Origin of the sequence: Microbacterium ureisolvens, from assembly GCF_019511645.1 — a bacterium.
Lineage (GTDB): Bacteria > Actinomycetota > Actinomycetes > Actinomycetales > Microbacteriaceae > Microbacterium > Microbacterium ureisolvens_A.
This window is the reverse complement of record NZ_JAEUAX010000003.1, coordinates 199690-216074: the sequence shown is the minus strand read 5'-3', so window position 1 is coordinate 216074 and position 16385 is coordinate 199690. Positions and strand designations below refer to the sequence as shown.

General features: G+C 70.6%; 15 protein-coding genes. 7 read left to right on the top strand and 8 right to left on the bottom strand.

Annotated features, from left to right (window positions below):
- Positions 1 to 6: 6 nt before the first annotated feature.
- Positions 7 to 852 carry a PhzF family phenazine biosynthesis protein gene (locus JNB61_RS07560; RefSeq protein ID WP_220339227.1) on the bottom strand — a complete coding sequence of 282 codons (846 nt, stop codon included), beginning with the start codon at positions 850 to 852 and terminating at the stop codon, positions 7 to 9.
- A 61-nt stretch (positions 853 to 913) separates the two neighbouring features.
- Entirely contained in the window at positions 914 to 1105 is a 192-nt protein-coding gene (locus JNB61_RS07555; RefSeq protein ID WP_220289073.1) for a hypothetical protein, read from the bottom strand.
- 80 nt (positions 1106 to 1185) lie between these two features.
- On the opposite strand from JNB61_RS07555, the gene JNB61_RS07550 reads away from it, so the two are divergent.
- Complete coding sequence (locus JNB61_RS07550; RefSeq protein ID WP_308291220.1) at positions 1186 to 1695, top strand: DUF1990 family protein; 510 nt, start codon at positions 1186 to 1188, stop codon at positions 1693 to 1695.
- 2 nt (positions 1696 to 1697) lie between these two features.
- Here JNB61_RS07550 and JNB61_RS07545 read toward each other — a convergent pair whose 3' ends face one another.
- From JNB61_RS07545 to JNB61_RS07525, 5 genes are all read right to left on the bottom strand, one after another.
- On the bottom strand, positions 1698 to 2954 hold the full coding sequence (locus JNB61_RS07545) for a D-alanyl-D-alanine carboxypeptidase family protein (RefSeq protein WP_308291219.1): 1257 nt from the start codon (positions 2952 to 2954) through the stop codon (positions 1698 to 1700).
- Positions 2955 to 3115: 161 nt separating this feature from the next.
- Entirely contained in the window at positions 3116 to 5293 is a 2178-nt protein-coding gene (locus JNB61_RS07540; protein WP_220339226.1) for an LLM class flavin-dependent oxidoreductase, read from the bottom strand.
- 140 nt (positions 5294 to 5433) lie between these two features.
- Complete coding sequence (locus JNB61_RS07535; RefSeq protein ID WP_220339225.1) at positions 5434 to 6426, bottom strand: ABC transporter substrate-binding protein; 993 nt, start codon at positions 6424 to 6426, stop codon at positions 5434 to 5436.
- 53 nt (positions 6427 to 6479) lie between these two features.
- On the bottom strand, positions 6480 to 7283 hold the full coding sequence (locus JNB61_RS07530) for an amino acid ABC transporter ATP-binding protein (protein ID WP_220288962.1): 804 nt from the start codon (positions 7281 to 7283) through the stop codon (positions 6480 to 6482).
- 1 nt (position 7284) lies between these two features.
- Positions 7285 to 8367 carry an amino acid ABC transporter permease gene (locus JNB61_RS07525; protein WP_220339224.1) on the bottom strand — a complete coding sequence of 361 codons (1083 nt, stop codon included), beginning with the start codon at positions 8365 to 8367 and terminating at the stop codon, positions 7285 to 7287.
- A gap of 206 nt (positions 8368 to 8573) precedes the next feature.
- On the opposite strand from JNB61_RS07525, the gene JNB61_RS07520 reads away from it, so the two are divergent.
- The 4 genes from JNB61_RS07520 to JNB61_RS07505 all read left to right on the top strand — a co-directional run bounded on the left by JNB61_RS07520 (position 8574) and on the right by JNB61_RS07505 (position 13100).
- Positions 8574 to 9635: an LLM class flavin-dependent oxidoreductase gene (locus tag JNB61_RS07520; protein ID WP_220339223.1), complete on the top strand. Its 1062-nt coding sequence runs from the start codon at positions 8574 to 8576 to the stop codon at positions 9633 to 9635.
- Positions 9632 to 10945 carry an LLM class flavin-dependent oxidoreductase gene (locus JNB61_RS07515; RefSeq protein WP_220288959.1) on the top strand — a complete coding sequence of 438 codons (1314 nt, stop codon included), beginning with the start codon at positions 9632 to 9634 and terminating at the stop codon, positions 10943 to 10945. Before JNB61_RS07520 ends, JNB61_RS07515 begins: the two co-directional genes overlap by 4 nt.
- A 272-nt stretch (positions 10946 to 11217) precedes the next feature.
- On the top strand, positions 11218 to 12489 hold the full coding sequence (locus JNB61_RS07510) for an HNH endonuclease signature motif containing protein (RefSeq protein ID WP_220339222.1): 1272 nt from the start codon (positions 11218 to 11220) through the stop codon (positions 12487 to 12489).
- A 218-nt stretch (positions 12490 to 12707) separates the two neighbouring features.
- Positions 12708 to 13100 carry a rhodanese-like domain-containing protein gene (locus JNB61_RS07505; protein ID WP_220339221.1) on the top strand — a complete coding sequence of 131 codons (393 nt, stop codon included), beginning with the start codon at positions 12708 to 12710 and terminating at the stop codon, positions 13098 to 13100.
- Positions 13101 to 13106: 6 nt separating this feature from the next.
- Here the strand turns inward: JNB61_RS07505 and JNB61_RS07500 are convergent, their stop codons facing one another.
- Positions 13107 to 14429, bottom strand: a complete 1323-nt coding sequence (locus JNB61_RS07500) for a M20/M25/M40 family metallo-hydrolase (RefSeq protein WP_220339220.1) — start codon at positions 14427 to 14429, stop codon at positions 13107 to 13109.
- A 140-nt stretch (positions 14430 to 14569) separates the two neighbouring features.
- Between JNB61_RS07500 and JNB61_RS07495 the strand changes: the two genes are divergently transcribed.
- On the top strand, positions 14570 to 15331 hold the full coding sequence (locus JNB61_RS07495; protein ID WP_223214691.1) for a Pr6Pr family membrane protein: 762 nt from the start codon (positions 14570 to 14572) through the stop codon (positions 15329 to 15331).
- 255 nt (positions 15332 to 15586) lie between these two features.
- Positions 15587 to 16321 (top strand): Pr6Pr family membrane protein, encoded by a 735-nt coding sequence (locus JNB61_RS07490; protein WP_220288955.1) that lies wholly within the window; start codon positions 15587 to 15589, stop codon positions 16319 to 16321.
- The last annotated feature ends 64 nt before the right edge of the window (positions 16322 to 16385 follow it).

Genomic DNA, 16385 nt, shown 5'->3' with positions numbered 1-16385 from the left:
GAGCCTTCAGCCGATGCGGACGGCCGATCCTGAGACGACGATCCCGCCCTCTGCGGGGATGTCCACCGTCAACTCGCTCGGCCGGCCGACGTGGCTGCCTTGGAGGATCACGACGCGCGCGGGTGCCCGCACGGCGCCCGTGGCGCGGAGGTAACCCCCGGATGCGGCCGCGGCGGCTCCCGTAGCGGGATCCTCGATGATCGGCCCGACCGGGAAGACATTGCGAGCGTGCCACGTATCCGGGGCTTCGGGCCACAGAACGATCATGGTCGCCGGCCAGCCTCGCGCGTCGAGCACAGCTCGAGCACGAGCAGGATCGATCGTGAAGGCGTCGAACCGCTCCCGGTCGGCGAGCACGATGAGGGGATGCCAATTACCGCCGAACGCCTGCGCGGGCGGAAACGCCGGGTGCAGGTCGGCGTCTGACAAACCGATCGCGGCGAGTACATCGGCCAGAGCATCGGCGGGCAACGGAGCCGTCTCGGGCGAGACGCTGGTGAACGACACCCGTCGGTCCCCCGCCTCGGATTCGGTGACGATGTCGACGACTCCGACCGGCGTTTCGAACGAGATCCGGCCATCGCCCGCGACCTCGGCGATCGCGGCCGCCGCGGCGACGGTGGCATGGCCGCAGAACGGCACCTCGGCGTGGGGAGAGAAGTAGCGGATCGCCTGCCCGGCTCCGTCGCCGGCCGCGGTCACGAACGCCGTTTCGGCGTACCCGAGGTCTGCAGCGATGCCGAGCATCGCAGCATCCGTGAGTCCATCTGCGTCCAGCACGACGCCCGCGGGATTGCCGCCCGCGGGGTCGGTGGAGAAGGCCGTCCAACGCTGAATGTCGATCGAGGTCACCCGGTCACGATAGGTCACCCTGGGGCGCACCGGTCGCCACAAGCCGACCGATTCCTGCCGATCAGCGAGCGCGACGGCGGCGGGCGATCCCGATCCAGATCAACGCCAGGCCGATGACGAGCACGATCGGACCGATCGTGGCCCACAGCGTGGACCCGGTCATCGACGACCCCTGCAGCACGCCGACCCCCTGCAGGGTCCACACCAGCCCGATAGCGCCCAGGATCACGCCGGGCACGAGGAACGGCCACATTCGCTTCACGGTCCCGACTCTAGGGTCGCGGCTCCCCTGGCGACAGGCCCCGTCGAACAGGACGGTGGCAGGATCGAGGCGTGGCCGACGGCGAACGGGTGTCCTGGACGAACCCGGCGAGCGCACAGTGGCGCGAGCACCCCGAGGGCTTCCGACGCTGGGAGACGTCGACTCGCCTCGGCGACGGACCGGCCGTCTGGGACTGGGCGAGCACCGAGGTGCTGCGGTGGGGCGTCAAGACCCGCAGCGGCTTCACCGTCTCGCCGGCGGCCGCCGTTCGGACGGGCGACCGGCCGGTGATCATGGCGCACCCGTTCGGGCTGTCCGTGCGCGAGCCCGTCGAGGTCGTCGCCGTCGTCGACGCGAGCGACCGCGTGGGCTTCGCTTACCGGACGCTCCCCGGCCACCCGGTCACGGGAGAAGAGGCCTTCGTCGTGCACCGAGACGGCGACTCGGTGCTCCTCACGATCCGCTCGCTCACGCGGCCGGGTCGCGGGCATTGGCGCGTGATGTACCCGGTGCTGCTCCTCGCACAGGCGGTCGCCCGCCGCCGCTACCTTCGCGCGCTCCGGGTCCGTGCCGCCCGCTGACCCTACTCCCCGCCGAGCGCGCCCGGGTTCATGAGGCGCCACGATTCCGTCGGCGGGACGATGTCGCCGTCGATCTCGATCGGAGACGTCACGGTGTTCGGCCCCGCCGTCCACGTGAGGGTCCCGATCACTTCACCGTCCGTATAGGTCTCAGGCGTGGTCGTCGTCATCTCTACGGTGATCGGGGTGTCGGACCACGTGAAGATCGTCACGTAGTCGGAGACGACGATCTGCGCCGACGAGCCCCACGGCGTCGTGATGGTGCCGACCCGCTGATCGCGCTCGGCCACCGGCACCTCGTGGAAGCCGGCACGGATGCTGTCGATGAGTGCCATGACGTCGTGATTGACGTTCGCGCGGGTGTAGCCCCCGAGCACCACTCCGGTCACGCTCAGGGGCTCTGCCGTTCCGACGGGCACGGATGCGGTGAACAGCAGGTTGTACGTGCCCTCACCGAGGTTTCCCGTCTTGAGGCCGGTGATCCCGTTGCTCCCGAGGAGGTCGTTGGTGTTCGCCATGCGGCCCGGACCAGGCAGCGACAGCGACGGGGTCGCGGCGATGCTCGCGATCGTGGGATTCGCCGCGGCGATCTTGCCGAGCGCGATGAGGTCGGCCGGGGTGCTGGTGTTGCGCGCATCCAGGCCGGTGGGCTCGACGAGCGTCGTGCCGGTGAGCCCGTTCGCCGCGAGCCACCGCTGCGCGGCACCGCGGAAGGCTCCCTGCGAGCCGAATGCCCACGTCGAGACGGCCTCCGCGTAGTTGCTCGCCGACGGGATGAGCATCGTCGCGATCGCGTCGTGCAGCGACATCGAGCTGCCCGTCGGCATCGCCGCGATCGTGGCGCCCCGCACGTAGTACTGGTCGTAGAGGTCGTGGTCCGCCTTGCTGAAGGTGATCGTCGGACCGGGATCCGAGGCATCCGCGAGCGGATGCCGGTCGAGGATGACGAGTGCCGTGATGACCTTCGTGATGCTCGCGATCGAACGCGGCTCGTCCGTGCCGCTCGTCGCCCAGATGCCGCTCGCGTCGGCCCCGAGGTACTCATCCCCGCCGGCGACCGCGATCGCCGACGCGCCGGTGGACGGGAGGGCGACAGCGGCGGCCGCCGGCACCGTCACGGGCGGCTCGTGCGTCTCGACGACGGGAGCGCTCACCGGTGCCGTCAGCGCCCACCACACGTAGCCGCCGGGGACGGCCACGAGCACGAAGAGCACGATCGCGGTGACGATCAGCCCGATGCGCCGGCGGCGGCGGCGCACCCGCGGGTCCACCCCGCCGCGCGCCAGGGGCTCGCGCTCGTCGTTCAGCAGCTCGGTGAGGCCGAAGAACTCATCGGTGGGCTGCTGCGGCGTCGAAATGGAAGTCTCCCCTCAAGATGCTGAACCCATCATGCAGCATTGAGACTCCCCGTCTCACCCCCTCACACCGGCGGCGCGAGCTCCTTCTCGAAGCACTGCGAGAACGCGAACGCCTTGTACGGCTCGAAGATCGGGATGCGGCGATACCCGATGCGCTCGTAGAGGACCACGGCGTCGTGCTGACGGTCGCCGGTCTGCAGGATCAGCCGGCCCGCGCCGCGATCCTGCGCGATGCGCTCGAGCTCCCCCATCAGCGCGCGGCTGGCGCCCGTTCCACGCGCGCGCGGCTTCACGAACACGCGCTTCACCTCGAGGTCGCGTGTGCCGTCATGCACGAGGTCGCGCAGCGCCGCATGACCGACCGCGTCGCCCCCCGCATCCACGGCGAGCACGGTGGCGACGATCGTGTCGGGGTCGACCGCGAACGTGCGCTGCGCCTCCTCGGCCGCCTCGGGTGCAGCATCCGTGAGTCGATCCGCATAGCGGGGCGAGACCTCGACGTCCATCTCGGCGCGCAGGGCTTCGGCGCGCGGGTCGTCCCACGGCACCGTCTCGAAGGTCCACGAACGCTCGGTCGGCGGCTCCGCGGCGGGCGCGGGCGCGAGGTCGTAGCCGAACGTGTACAGCTCGATCCAGCGTCCGGGCTGCACCTCCTTCAGTCCCTCGCGCTCCGGCAGCCTTCGGAACCCGAGCTTCGCGTAGAGCGCGTGGGCGCCGGTCATCTCGGGGCCGCTGTTCATCACGACGCGGTGCGAGCCGCGCTCGCGCGCGAGGCCGATGACGTGACGTGTGAGCGCCTCGCCGACGCCGCGGCCGCGGGCGACGGGAGCCACCGCCAGCTGCCGGAAGTCCGTCTCGCCGGGCAGGGCCATCGCGGCAAGCGGGCGGTTCGGACGCGCCACCCACACCGTCCCGAGGATCTCGCCGTCCGGTTCGACCGCGATCCAGACATCTCCCTCGCGTACGCGGCTCGCGACATCGCGCAGCGACGCCACGTACTCCGGCGACAGCGAGTCGTAGCTCGACAGGTACGCGTCGGCGGTCACCTCTCCCGCTCGCTCGTACTCCTCGGTGCGAACGAGGCGGATGATCCAGTCGGCGGGAAGGGATGCGGCGTCCCCGGCCTCCGCGGAGGCACCGGACTCCCACGCCTCGGCGAGGAGCTCATACGAGCGCACGCGGTCCGCGGGGTCGTGGGTGACCGTGGTGACGAGGAGCTCATCGGCCCCGGTCACGCGCTGGAGCGTCTCGAGCCTCTCGACCACCGTCTCGGGCGAGCCGACGAACTGCGTGTCGAGGCGATCGTGCACGACGGCGAGCTCGTCCGCCGTCAGCGGATCGGCCGTGGCCTCGTCGGGCGAGGGGAAGGGGACGGCGCCCTGGCCGGCGCGGATGCTGTGCACCCATCGACCGTAACCCGCCGCGAGGCGGCGGGCCGCGGCATCCGTCTCTGCGACGACGGCGTCGACCGACACGATGACGTAGGGCTCGGCGATGCGGCCGGGACGGAACGCGGCGCGGTACTCGTCGATCGCCTCGAGCACGAAGCCGGGAGCCACGTGGTAGTTCGCGCCGAAGGGCAGCCCGAGCTCGCCGGCGAGGCGGGCACTGGGGCCGGCGGTGGACCCGTGGATCCAGACGGTGACGTCGGCACCCTCCGCGGGCGTGACGTGGATCGGCACGTCCTCGGGCGGAGCGAACGTGCCGTCGAAGAACGACAGGATGTCGGCGACATCCTCGGCGAAACGATCGGCGTCGGCCTCCGTGCGCCCGAGCAGCCGCCCCTGCACCACGAAACGCTCGGCGTCGAACCCGGCGAACGGGCGGGCCGCGGGAAGCAGCAGGCCGTCGACCACGCGATCGTGCCCGGCCACGGGGAGCGCCGTCGCTGCGGCGCCGCGCGATCCGGAGCGGCCTATGCCGAGGTCGAAGCGTCCGGGGTGCAGCTGCGCCACGACGCCGGCGGCCTCGGCGACCTGAGCCGGGGAGTAATTGCCGATGATCGTGGCGGCGGTGCCGATACGGATGCTGTGCGTCGCGGCCGCGACGGAAGCCAGCAGCACATGCGGTGCGGCGCCGGCGATGCCGGGGTTGAAATGATGCTCGGCCACCCAGTAGCGCCGGTAGCCGAGGCGCTCGGCCGCCTGCGCCAGTCGGACGCTGGCACGCAGGCCGTCGGCGGCTGTCTGGCCCGTGCCGAACGGCGAGAGGTCGAGGACCGAGAGCGGAACGCGGGACATGGGTGCTCCCTGGAGGTGGTGCATGCGGGTAGTGCGTGGGAGAGGCCGCGCACAGAATCGGAGCTTCTCGGTGACGCGCCGGGCGGCGGCATCCGTTTCCCGGCGTGTCGTCCGAACCTCCGATTCTGTGCGCGCGGATGTCAGGACTTGGGAAGTCCCGGCGGGTTGATGAGGCTCTCGTCGACGCGCTCCGACTCGAGGTCCCAGATCTTCAGGACCTCGTCGTACTGGCCGTTCTCGATGAGGTGGTTCAGCGCGATGTTCACAGGCTCGATGAGGCCGTTGCCCTTGGCCGTGGCGGCCGCGATGTTGGCCGTCAGCGGCCAGCCGCCGGGCACGAGGCCGACGAGCTTGGTGTCGCCGGTCTCGCGGGCGGCCCACGCCGAGGTCGCGTTCGGACCGAACGTCGCATCGATCCGGCCCGACTGAAGTGCCAGCACGGTCGCCGCGTTGTCGTCGAAGTACTGCAGCTCTGCGGGCTCCTCGCCCGCGGCCTCGAGCTCCTCGTTCCAGGCGAGCAGCACCTGCTCCTGGTTCGTGCCCGAGCCGACCGCGATCTTGAGACCCGAGATGTCAGCGGCCTCCTCGATCTTCTCGATGTCGCTGTCGCTCTTCACGTAGAAGCCGAGCAGGTCCTCGCGGTAGCTCGCGAAGTCGTAGAGCTCCTTGCGCTCCTCGGTGACGGTGACGTTCGACGTGATGAGGTCGTACTTGCCCGACTGGATGCCGAGGGGCCAGTCGGCCCACGCCACGACGACCGGGTTGTACTCGAGGCCGAGTGCGTCGGCGATCAGCGCGCCGATGTTCGGCTCGGTGCCGGCCGGGTCGGTCTCGCCCTCGGGGATGTAGCCCAGCGGCGGCACGTACGCGGAGTGCGCGACGGTGAGCTTGCCCGGTTCGACCGGCTCGAAGCCGCTCGCCTCGAGCGCCTCGACGGCCTCGGCCACGGGCTCGTCGAGCCGCACCCACTGGATGTCGTCGGTGGCGACGTTCGCCGACGCCTCGGTCGCCTCGGGGGCGGCCGCCTCGGCGGGGGCGTTCTGGTTGACGCCCCAGACGATACTGCCGACGATCGCGGCCACCGCGACGGCGCCGACACCGATCGCGATGCCCTGCTTCTTGCTCAATGCCATGTGATTGCTTCCTTTTCTCGGGTGAGTGCTCGATGTGCGAGAGCTCGGGTGGGTCAGGCCAGAACCTTCGCGAGGAAGTCCTGGACGCGGGGGTGCTGAGGGCGCACGAGCACTTCGGCGGGCGGGCCCTGCTCGATGACGCGTCCGCCGTCGAGGAACACGACGCGGTCGGCGACCTCGCGGGCGAACCCGACCTCGTGCGTGACGATGACGAGGGTCGTGCCGAGCTGCGCGAGGTCGCGGATGACGTCGAGCACCTCGCCGACGAGCTCCGGGTCGAGCGCGCTCGTCGGCTCGTCGAACAGGATCACCTTCGGCTTCAGGGCGAGGGCGCGGGCGATCGCGACGCGCTGCTGCTGACCGCCCGACAGCTGCCGCGGGTAGTGCTCGGCCTTGTCAGCGAGCCCGACGCGGTCGAGGAGGCCCAGGGCGAGCTCGCGGGCGTCGTCCTTCGAGAGCCTGCCGAGCGCGACGGGCGCCTCGGTGACGTTCTCGAGCGCCGTCAGGTGCGGGAAGAGGTTGAAGTTCTGGAAGACGATGCCGATCTGAGTACGACGCTCCAGCACTTCGCGCTCACGCAGCTCGTAGAGCTTGCCGCCGCGCAGCTCGTACCCGATCAGCTGGCCGTCGACGGTGACCGAACCTCGGTCGACGCTCTCGAGGTGGTTGATCGTGCGCAGCAGCGTCGACTTGCCCGAGCCGCTCGGCCCGAGGATCGCCACCACCTCGCCCGGCTGGACGGTCAGGTCGATGCCGCGCAGCACCTCGATTCCGCCGTAGCTCTTGTGGACGTTGTGGATCTCGACGAGCCCCTTGGTGGCGGTCTCGGCCGCGGTCTCGGTGATAGTGGTGCTCATGTCAGCGTCCTCCTGAGTACGTGGCGTCGTTGCTCGAGCCCTGCTGTGCCGTGGCGGGCAGGGGCGCGGCATCCGTCCCCTTCAGAGGAGGTGGCGAGGAGTCGCCGTCGCCGAGACGGGCCCACTGCACGGCGATCCAACGGCGCGCCCGCTGCACGGGGGTCGGCGGGAGCACGCGCACGGTGCCGCGGGCGTAGTGCCGCTCGATGTAGTACTGCGCGATGCTCAGGATCGTGGTGATGATCGTGTACCAGACCACCGCGACCAGGAGCAGCGGGATCACGCGGCTGTTGCGGTTGTAGATGACCTGCACGGCGTAGAACACCTCGGGGATGGCGATCACGAACACCACCGATGCGCCCTTGACGAGGCCGATCACCTCGTTGGTGGCGTTCGGGACGATGGAGCGCATCGCCTGGGGCAGGATGATGCGGGTCAGCCGGCGGCGCGGAGGGATGCCGAGCGCCGCGGCCGCCTCGAGCTGGCCCTGGTCGACCGACAGCAGGCCGCCGCGGATGATCTCGGCGGAGTATGCGGCCTGGTTGAGGCTGAGGCCGAGGATCGCCGCGGCGAACGCGCTGATCAGCTGCACCGTCGGGAACTCGACGATCCAGAAGTCCGTCGTGAACGGGGTGCCGAGCCCGAGTGTCGGGTACAGGTAGCCGAGGTTGTACCAGACGATGATCTGCACGACGAGCGGCACCGAGCGGAAGAACCAGATGAACACCCAGGCGGCCGAGCTGAGCAGCGGCGACTTCGCGAGGCGGGCGAGTGCGAGGAGCGTGCCGAGGAAGAAGCCGATGGTCGCCGAGATCGCCGTGAGCGCCAGCGTGATGCCCACGCCCTGCAGCACCGGCTCCGAGAGGAAGTAGTGGGCGAAGACATCCCACTCGTAGTTCTCGTTCGTCACCAGCGACCACGCGAACTGGGCGACGACGAACAGCACGACGGTGCCGATCGACCAACGGAACCAGTGCCGGGTGTGGACCACGCGGAGGTCGCCGAGGTCGACGCGCGACGACGCCGCAGGCGACGGCGGCGCGGTCTCGGCGGCGCCGGCCTGGCGCGGAAGTGTGTCGGTCATGAGGGGGCTCCTCGGTCTGGGCGCGGGGTTCGGGGTGCAGGGTCGGTGCGCCGGTAGGCCGAAGCTAGGGCCGTGCCGTGTCGATGGCCCAGTCGCGGGGGCCTCACGACGACACGGATCGTGACGGTGTGCAACGCGGCGTCACACTCCGGAATCGGGCGTCGCACGCGGCCGTGATCCGCGCGCCGCCACCTACCGTGGCTCGCATGTCCGACACTCCGTTCGCCATCGCGCTCGAACTGGACGCCCTCGGCGCCCATCCCGCGTCCTCTTCTGCCTCCGCTGCGCTGTCACCCCGTCTTCTGGCTTCTCACGTCGCAGCGGCCGAGCGCTTCGGGTTCACTGCCGCGACCTTCGACGACTCGCCCCTGCCGGTGGGCGGTGTGGTCGCACGGCTCGACGCCGTGCAGCGCGCCGCGTTCGTCGCTCCCCTCACGTCGGCGATCGGCCTCGTGCCGGTCGCGCACGCCGCCTACAGCGAGCCGTTCCACGTCGCGACGCAGCTCGCGAGCCTCGACTGGGCGTCGAACGGACGCGCGGGCTGGATCGCCGCCGCCTCCGGCACCGCACGCGAAGCCGCCGCGTACGGCCGCGAGGCGCTGACCGACGCCGAGCTCGCCCGCGAGCGCGAGGACGTCATCGAGGTCGCGCGCCGGCTCTGGGACTCGTGGGAGGACGACGCCGTCATCCAGGACGCCGCGACCGGCCGTTACCTCGACGCCGACAAGCTGCACTACGTCGACTTCGAGGGCGAGAGGTTCTCGGTGAGGGGCCCGCTCATCACACCGCGGCCCCCGCAGGGGCAGTTGGTGGTGGCGGCGTCCGCCGGCACCGCGGGCGCGGATGTCGCGCTGGTCGCGGGCGCCGATTCAGCGGCGATCACGGATGCTGCCGCCCGCGCCCGCGCCGCAGGTGCGGCGCTCGTCTGGGCCGAGGTCGAGGTCGTGCTCGACGCGCGCGGGGTGTCCGCGCAGCGGAGGCTGGATGCCCTCGGCGCCTGGCCGGAGGTCGGGCGCCTTCGCTTCGCGGGCGGCGCGGACGGCCTGGTCGCGCTGATCGCGGAGGTCGCAGCATCCGTCGACGGTGTTCGCCTCCATGTGGCGGAACTCGACCTCGACCTCGAGGAGGTGGGTCGCGCGGTGCTGCCGGCCCTGCGGGAGCGGATCGGGTTCCGCTCACCGCGCGCCGGGGAGACCCTGCGCGACGCGCTCGGCCTCGAGCGCCCCGTCAGCCGCTACGCCGCCACCGCCGTGAAGGAGTTCGCATGACCACGTCCCGTCGCATCCAGTTCGGTGTGTTCTTCCAGGGGGTCAATTTCGGCACCATCTGGTCGAGCGACCGGAGCGGGTCGCAGTACGACTTCGAGTCGTTCCGCCGCATCGCGCAGACGGCGGAGCGCGGGCTGTTCTCGGCCTTCTTCCTCGGCGAGGGCCTGCGGTTGCGTGAGCACTTCGGCCGCATCCACGACCTCGACATCGCCGGTAGACCCGACGCGCAGACGCAGCTGGCCGCTCTGGCGGCGGTCACGGAGCGGATCGGCCTCGTCGCGACGCAGAACACCACGTACAACGATCCCTACGACCTGGCGAAGCGCCTCAACTCGCTCGATCTGTTGAGCGAAGGCCGAGCCGGCTGGAACATCGTCACGACCGACAACGCCTGGACGGGCGCCAACTTCCGACGCGGCGGGTACCTCGAGCACGCCGATCGATACCGCCGCGCAGCGCAGTTCGTCGCCGCCGCACAGCGGCTGTGGGACGCCGGTGACCATGGCGTCGGCACTGCGGTGTCGGTGAACGACCAGCTCGTGTCGTTCGAGGCGCCCGCGCCGCTGCCGCCGAGCGCACAGGGGCGTCCGGTGCTGTTCCAGGCCGGGGACTCCGACGAGGGCCGCGAGTTCGCCGCCTCGAGCGCCGACGTCATCTTCTCTGCGCACCCCGGCCTGGAGGAGGCCCGGGCGTTCGCGGCGGACGTACGCCGACGGCTGCCGCGGCACGGGCGGAGCGAGGAGGACCTCAAGTTCTTCCCGGGAGCGCAGTTCATCCTGGCCTCGACCGACGCAGAGGCCCGGGAGAAGGCCGAGTGGGTCACACGGGCGCAGGTGTCGCCGCAGACCGCGATCCGCTTCCTCGAGCCGATCTGGGGCCGCGACCTCTCGGAGTTCGACGCCGACGGCCCCCTGCCCGACATCGACCCCGTCGTCGACGAGGTGGACGGTCAGCGCGGATCGCTGTTCCAGGGCCGGCGCGCGCTGGAGACGGCGCGCGAGTGGCGCGAGAGCGCGGCGGCCGAGGGGCTCTCGATACGCGAGTTCGTCATCAAGCGGTCGTCGCTGCGCACCTTCGTCGGCGGGTACTCGACGATCGCCGACCGCATCGCGCAGTACGTCGAGGCCGGCGCGGTCGACGGGTTCAACGTCTCGCCCTACCTCGTGCCGGAGGGGCTCGACGACATCGTCGACGGGCTCATCCCCGAACTGCAGGAACGCGGGATCTACCCGTCCGAGTACCCGGGCACGACGCTGCGCGAGAACCTCGGCCTGCCGGAGGCCGGCGAGCGCGCGGAGCTCGCGGCCTGACTTCCCTTGGTGGGATCAGGAGATCTCGGGACGGCAGGACGATTCGCCCCGGATCGTCCTGCGCGGGTCAGATCTCCTGATCCGGAGTACGGATGCTGCGGCCGTGGTCTCGCTTCGGACGCCGTCGTAGGGTGGGCCTGTGTCGATCCGGTCGGTCGTGGCGCGGATGCCGGCGGCGATCGTGCTTCGACGTTCACCGGGTCCGATTTCTGATCGAGCCTGATCGGGTTGGACTCTCCTTCAGTGTCGGAGGTCAGTTCTAGAGTCGAAGCATGTTCACTGACCCGGCGCTGCCCGACCAGCTGCTCCCGGATGAACTCGATCTGGTCGTCGAAGCCGCCGACATGATGACGGTGATCGCCGCGCAGCGGCTGGTGCGCATCGACGCGATGCGGCGGGAGGCCCTCCGCGATGCCACGCGCAACGGACGGGTCCTGACCGAGGTCGTGGAGAGAGGCGTGCGGTTGGAACTCGCGGCCGCGCTGCGCATCACCGAGCACGCGGCGGGCGATCTGCTGGGCTTCGCGGAGTCGCTGGTGCATTCCTATCCCGCGGTGCTGACCTCGATGGAACGCGCCCGCATCACGGAGCGGCACGCCGAGATCCTCGTCGCGGCGGTGAGTGTGCTCGAGCCAGAGTTCCGCGAGCAGGTGCTCGAGCCGGGCCTCGCGCTGGCCGAGGCCGAGCCGGTGGGCACCTTTCGCCGCAAGCTCCGCACGCTCATCGACACCGTGCGATCGGCGACGCTCACCGAACGGTACGAGCGCGCCGTGACGAAGCGCCGGATCGTGGCCGAGCCCGACGACGACGGGATGGGTTGGCTGCATCTCTACGGCCCCATGGTCGCGATCAACGCCGCACAGGCGAGAGCCACCGCGATGGCGAAGGTCGTCAAGGCGGTCGACGGCGACACGCGCACTCTCGACCAGGCCCGCGCCGATGTGGTGCTCGACCTCCTCGTCGACGGTTCGGTCGAGGCTCATCCCGTCGAGGCCCGCGGGGTGCGGGCGACGGTGTTCGTCACCGTCCCGGTGCTCGCGCTGCTCCACGAGAGCGACGCCTCCCGAGCAGCCGCCGGGGTCGACCCGCCGGTCGTCGAGGGGATCGGCCCGATCCCCCTGCCCGTGGCACGGGAGTTGGCAGGCGGCGCGCCCGGCTGGACGCGGGTGCTCACCCATCCCGAGACCGCAATGGTGCTCTCCGTCGGCCGCGATCAGTACCGGCCGCCCCCGGCGCTCGCGAAGCTGGTGAAGTGGCGAGCGGATCGATGCATGGGGCCAGGCTGCGGGATGCCGGCCTCCCGGTGCGACGTCGACCACAACGTCGACTGGGCTCTGGGCGGAAGCACGGAACTGACGAACCTGGGCCCGTTGTGCGAGGGCCACCACACCGTCAGGCATCACACCGACTGGAAGATCGAGCAGGTCGCGGGTTCGGGTGGCGCGATCCTGTGGACGTCGCCCGCGGGTCGCCAGTATCTCGTCAAGCCGGAGCGCACGGTGCCCGTGTTCCGCTCGTCGGACCACGGCGACGCACCGTTCTGATCGCAAGCCCGCTGTCGATGAGCTCGAGCGGGCCGAGGTGTCCGGCATGGCCGCTTCGCGTCCGGATGTGAACCACCGTGGCGCCATATGACGAGACGATGCCCGGCGTCGCATGCCCCGGTCGTAGCGTGACGCCGAGGCGCGGCATCCGCCCGCCCCGCATCCGCCCGTCCGGCATCCGCCCGTCCGACATCCGCACGTCCGAAAGGATCACCCGCATGACCGACACCACCGACACCGCCGCCGAACCCACGTTCGACGCGCCGCTCATCACGCCTGAGCAGGCGGCGGCCCGTGCCGCGGCCGGCGCCCTCGTCGTCGACGTGCGCAGCGACGCCGGGCGCGAGCGCGACGGCGTCATCCCGGGCTCGATCCGCGGTGACCGCAACAACCTCGACGCGCAGTTCCTCATCGACTCGCCCGAGAAGTTCGCCGAGATCACCGACTGGGACCAGGACATCGTCATCGTGTGCGGCACGATCGACGGTTCCGGCCCCGTCGCCGAGCAGCTGCGCGCCAAGGGCTTCACCAACGTCGCGCACGTCGACGGGGGCTTCCCCGCCTGGAAGGAGTCGGGAGCGCCGACCGCGGAGGTGGACCCCGCCCCCTAGCCCGCGTCAGGCGGTCCGCAGGATCCGCTCGGTCACGCGCGCCGAGAAGTACAGCGCGTCGACCGGGATGCACTCGTCGGCGGCGTGGAACTGCGCGAACACGTCGAAATCGCGGGGTACGCGCAGCGGCACGAATCCGTAGCCGTGGATTCCGAGCTTCGCGAAGTGCTTGTTGTCGGTGCTGGCCGGCAGCAGATAGGGCACGACGACACCGTCGGGGTCGTCGACCGAGATCGCCTCTTGGAGGACGTCGATGATCGGCGCGTCGACCGGGGCCTCGGTCGCCGACCACCACCGGCCCTCGCGGATGTCGATGTCGTCACCGACGAGCTCGCGGAGTCCGTCGCGCAGGGCGTCGTCCTGGCCCGGGAGAATGCGGATGTCGAGCCGCGCCGCCGCCTCGGCCGGGATGATGTTCGTCTTGTCGCCGGCGTCGAGCACGGTCGGGGTCGCGGTGTTCCGGGTCGTCGCGCCGACGAGCGACGAGACGAACCCCAGGCTCTCGAGGTCGTCCGCGAGCGACTCGTCGGTGAAGGCGAGCCCCCGCGCCTCGCCGAACACATCCAGGAAGCGCTGCAGCGCGGGCGTGCGCACCACCGGGAACCGGTGCTCGCCGACCGCGGCGACAGCCCGCGCGAGACGCACGACGGAGTTGTCCGCGGTGGGCCGCGAACCGTGGGCGGCGTGCCCACGGGCACGCAGGGTCGACCACGCGACTCCCTTCTCGCTCGTGGCCACGAGGTACGCGCGGCGGTCGTCGTCGGGATCAGCCACCAGGGGCACCGAGAACCCGCCGACCTCGCTCAGCGCCTCCGTGACGCCGGCGAACAGCTCGGGCCGGTTCTCGACGAGCCATCCGGCGCCCCACACGCCGCCGCTCTCCTCGTCGGCGAGGAACGCGAACACCAGGTCGCGCCGCGGCACGATCCCCTCGCGGGCGAAGTGCCGCGCCACCGCGAGGATCGTCCCGGCGTAGTTCTTCATGTCGACGGCCCCGCGACCGTACAGGTAGCCGTCCTCGATGTCCGCGCCGAAGGGCGGGTGCGTCCAGTCCTTCTCCTCGACCGGCACGACGTCGAGGTGGGCGTGCACGAGCAGCGCGCCGGCGTGCAGATCGCTGCCCCGAATTCGGGCGATGAGCGACCCCCGACCCGGACGCGACTCGATGAGCTCCGACGCGATTCCCACTTCGGCGAGGCGCTCGCGCACCCACGATGCCGCGCGGGTCTCGCCGTCGCCGATCGTCGCGGCGACGCCGGTGTTCACGGTCTCGATGCGGATGAGGTCGCGCACGAACTGCAGCGCCTCGTCCTCCAGCAGCGTCGGCACGGCATCCCCCTCGGTCCGGACACGGCGGTCCCTCCGCCGCGGCCGAGGTTAGCCCGACTGCCCCGGCTGTGCGCCGCCCCGCGCCATGCGGAGTCACACCCTGACGTACCGCGACACACCCGCGCCGATATGGTGAGCGCATGACGCGCACGCGGGGATGGGCGACGGTATGGACGGTGCTGCGGCTCGCGATGGCGGCGTTGATCGGCACGGCGATCTCGGCTCAGCTCGCGAAATCGATCGGCACGGCCACCGAGCTCGGCCGCGACGTCCCGACGACGATCGCGAACTTCTTCAGCTTCTTCACGATCCTCTCGAACGCCGCCGCGGCCATCGTCCTTGCCTGGATCGCGCTCTGGTACGTCTTCAAGGGACGCCGGCAGGACACGGATGCTGAGCCCCACGGACTCGCGCTGGCGCTCGCCTGCGTCAGCACCTACATGATCATCACGGGCATCGTCTACAACTCGCTGCTGCGGGGCATCGAGCTGCCGCAGGGCAGCGCCCCGATCCCGTGGTCGAACGAGGTGCTGCACCTGATCGGCCCGATCTTCCTGCTCCTCGACGTGTTCCTCGGACCGCTGCGCCGGTCTCTTCCCTGGCGGAGCCTCTGGGCGGTGGTCGCCTTCCCGATCGTCTGGGTGGTCTACACGATGATCCGCGGCCCCCTCATCACCAACCCGGTCAGCCGCGATCCGTTCTGGTATCCCTACCCGTTCCTCAATCCGAACAACCCCGGCGGATGGCTGTCGGTCGGCCTCTATGTGATCGGCATCGCGGCCGCGATCATCGCGGTCGGAGCCTTCGTCGTGTGGTGGGGACGCCGCCGGAGTGCGGGCGCGGGCGCATCGGACGACGCCGCGGCGGCGGCATCCGTCCCCTCCTCCGTCGTACCGGAGTGACGCTGAACCCGCCGTTCACAGCGGCTGAATGGTGTCCCCCGAACGGCGGACACGCCCGGAGTTCCGCGGCTTTTGTCGACGTTGTCCACCAAACGGTGGACACGTTGTAGCTTCCTCACAACACGGGCGAGTGGGCGCGCGTTTTCCGCACCTCGCCGGCACAAAGGTTTGATACACCCCTGTATCCGCGGGAGTACATCTGTGCTCGGGGCAACAAGCGACACGCACTACGCGTGATGTCGAAAGGGGTAGGACATGCACTGGGCATGGTTTCGAATCGCCGCGGCACTCACCGGGATCTCCGGAGTCGTCGCGGGGTTCATCGTCAACGTAGACCGCGCAGCGCGCCAGGGGCAGGGCCTCGGCGACGTGCTGGCGAACTACTTCAGCCTGTTCACGATCGTGTCGACGCTGCTGAGCATCGTCGCACTGTTCGCGGCCGCGTCATGGGCGATGCGGCACCCGGGCTCTTCGCGCGAGCCGTTCGGCATCGCACTGGCGCTGGCGGCGGTCACCGGTCCCGTGCTGCTGCTCGGGCTCGTCTACAACGCGCTGCTGCGCGGACTGCCGTCGGCCATCGCGCTCGGCGACTCCGCCGGGATCGCGATGCTCGACAAGTACGCGGCCGAGGTGCTGCACGTGGTCCTGCCGATCTACTTCGTGCTGGATCTGCTGCTCGCCCCGCGCCGGCGGGCGCTGCCGTGGTGGTCGCTCGCGGTGCTGGTCGGCTACCCGCTGGCATGGACGACGTACACGATGGTCCGCGGCGAGCGCGTCGCGAACCCCGACGGCACCACACCGTGGTGGTACCCGTACCCGTTCCTCGACCCGCACGGCGCGGGCGGCTACTCGTCGGCGTTCGCCTACATCGGCGTGATCCTCGTCGGCTTCCTGGCGATCGGCACGATCATCATCCTGATCGGCCGGTACCGCGACAAGCGTGCGACGCGTCACGGCGCACCGGCCGCGCGCCACACCCTGTTGATCTGATCAGCGCAGCAGCGGGAAGACGGATGCCTCGGAACGAGGCATCCGTTCCCCCTTAACTAGACTT

Coding starts and splice junctions, on each gene's coding strand:
- JNB61_RS07510 (WP_220339222.1), top strand. CDS start 11,218: ATGTTCACTGACCCGGCGCTGCCCGACCAGCTGCTCCCGGATGAACTC.
- JNB61_RS07520 (WP_220339223.1), top strand. CDS start 8,574: ATGTCCGACACTCCGTTCGCCATCGCGCTCGAACTGGACGCCCTCGGC.
- JNB61_RS07530 (WP_220288962.1), bottom strand. CDS start 7,283: ATGAGCACCACTATCACCGAGACCGCGGCCGAGACCGCCACCAAGGGG.
- JNB61_RS07495 (WP_223214691.1), top strand. CDS start 14,570: ATGACGCGCACGCGGGGATGGGCGACGGTATGGACGGTGCTGCGGCTC.
- JNB61_RS07540 (WP_220339226.1), bottom strand. CDS start 5,293: ATGTCCCGCGTTCCGCTCTCGGTCCTCGACCTCTCGCCGTTCGGCACG.
- JNB61_RS07490 (WP_220288955.1), top strand. CDS start 15,587: ATGCACTGGGCATGGTTTCGAATCGCCGCGGCACTCACCGGGATCTCC.
- JNB61_RS07525 (WP_220339224.1), bottom strand. CDS start 8,367: ATGACCGACACACTTCCGCGCCAGGCCGGCGCCGCCGAGACCGCGCCG.
- JNB61_RS07555 (WP_220289073.1), bottom strand. CDS start 1,105: ATGTGGCCGTTCCTCGTGCCCGGCGTGATCCTGGGCGCTATCGGGCTG.
- JNB61_RS07515 (WP_220288959.1), top strand. CDS start 9,632: ATGACCACGTCCCGTCGCATCCAGTTCGGTGTGTTCTTCCAGGGGGTC.
- JNB61_RS07505 (WP_220339221.1), top strand. CDS start 12,708: ATGACCGACACCACCGACACCGCCGCCGAACCCACGTTCGACGCGCCG.
- JNB61_RS07535 (WP_220339225.1), bottom strand. CDS start 6,426: ATGGCATTGAGCAAGAAGCAGGGCATCGCGATCGGTGTCGGCGCCGTC.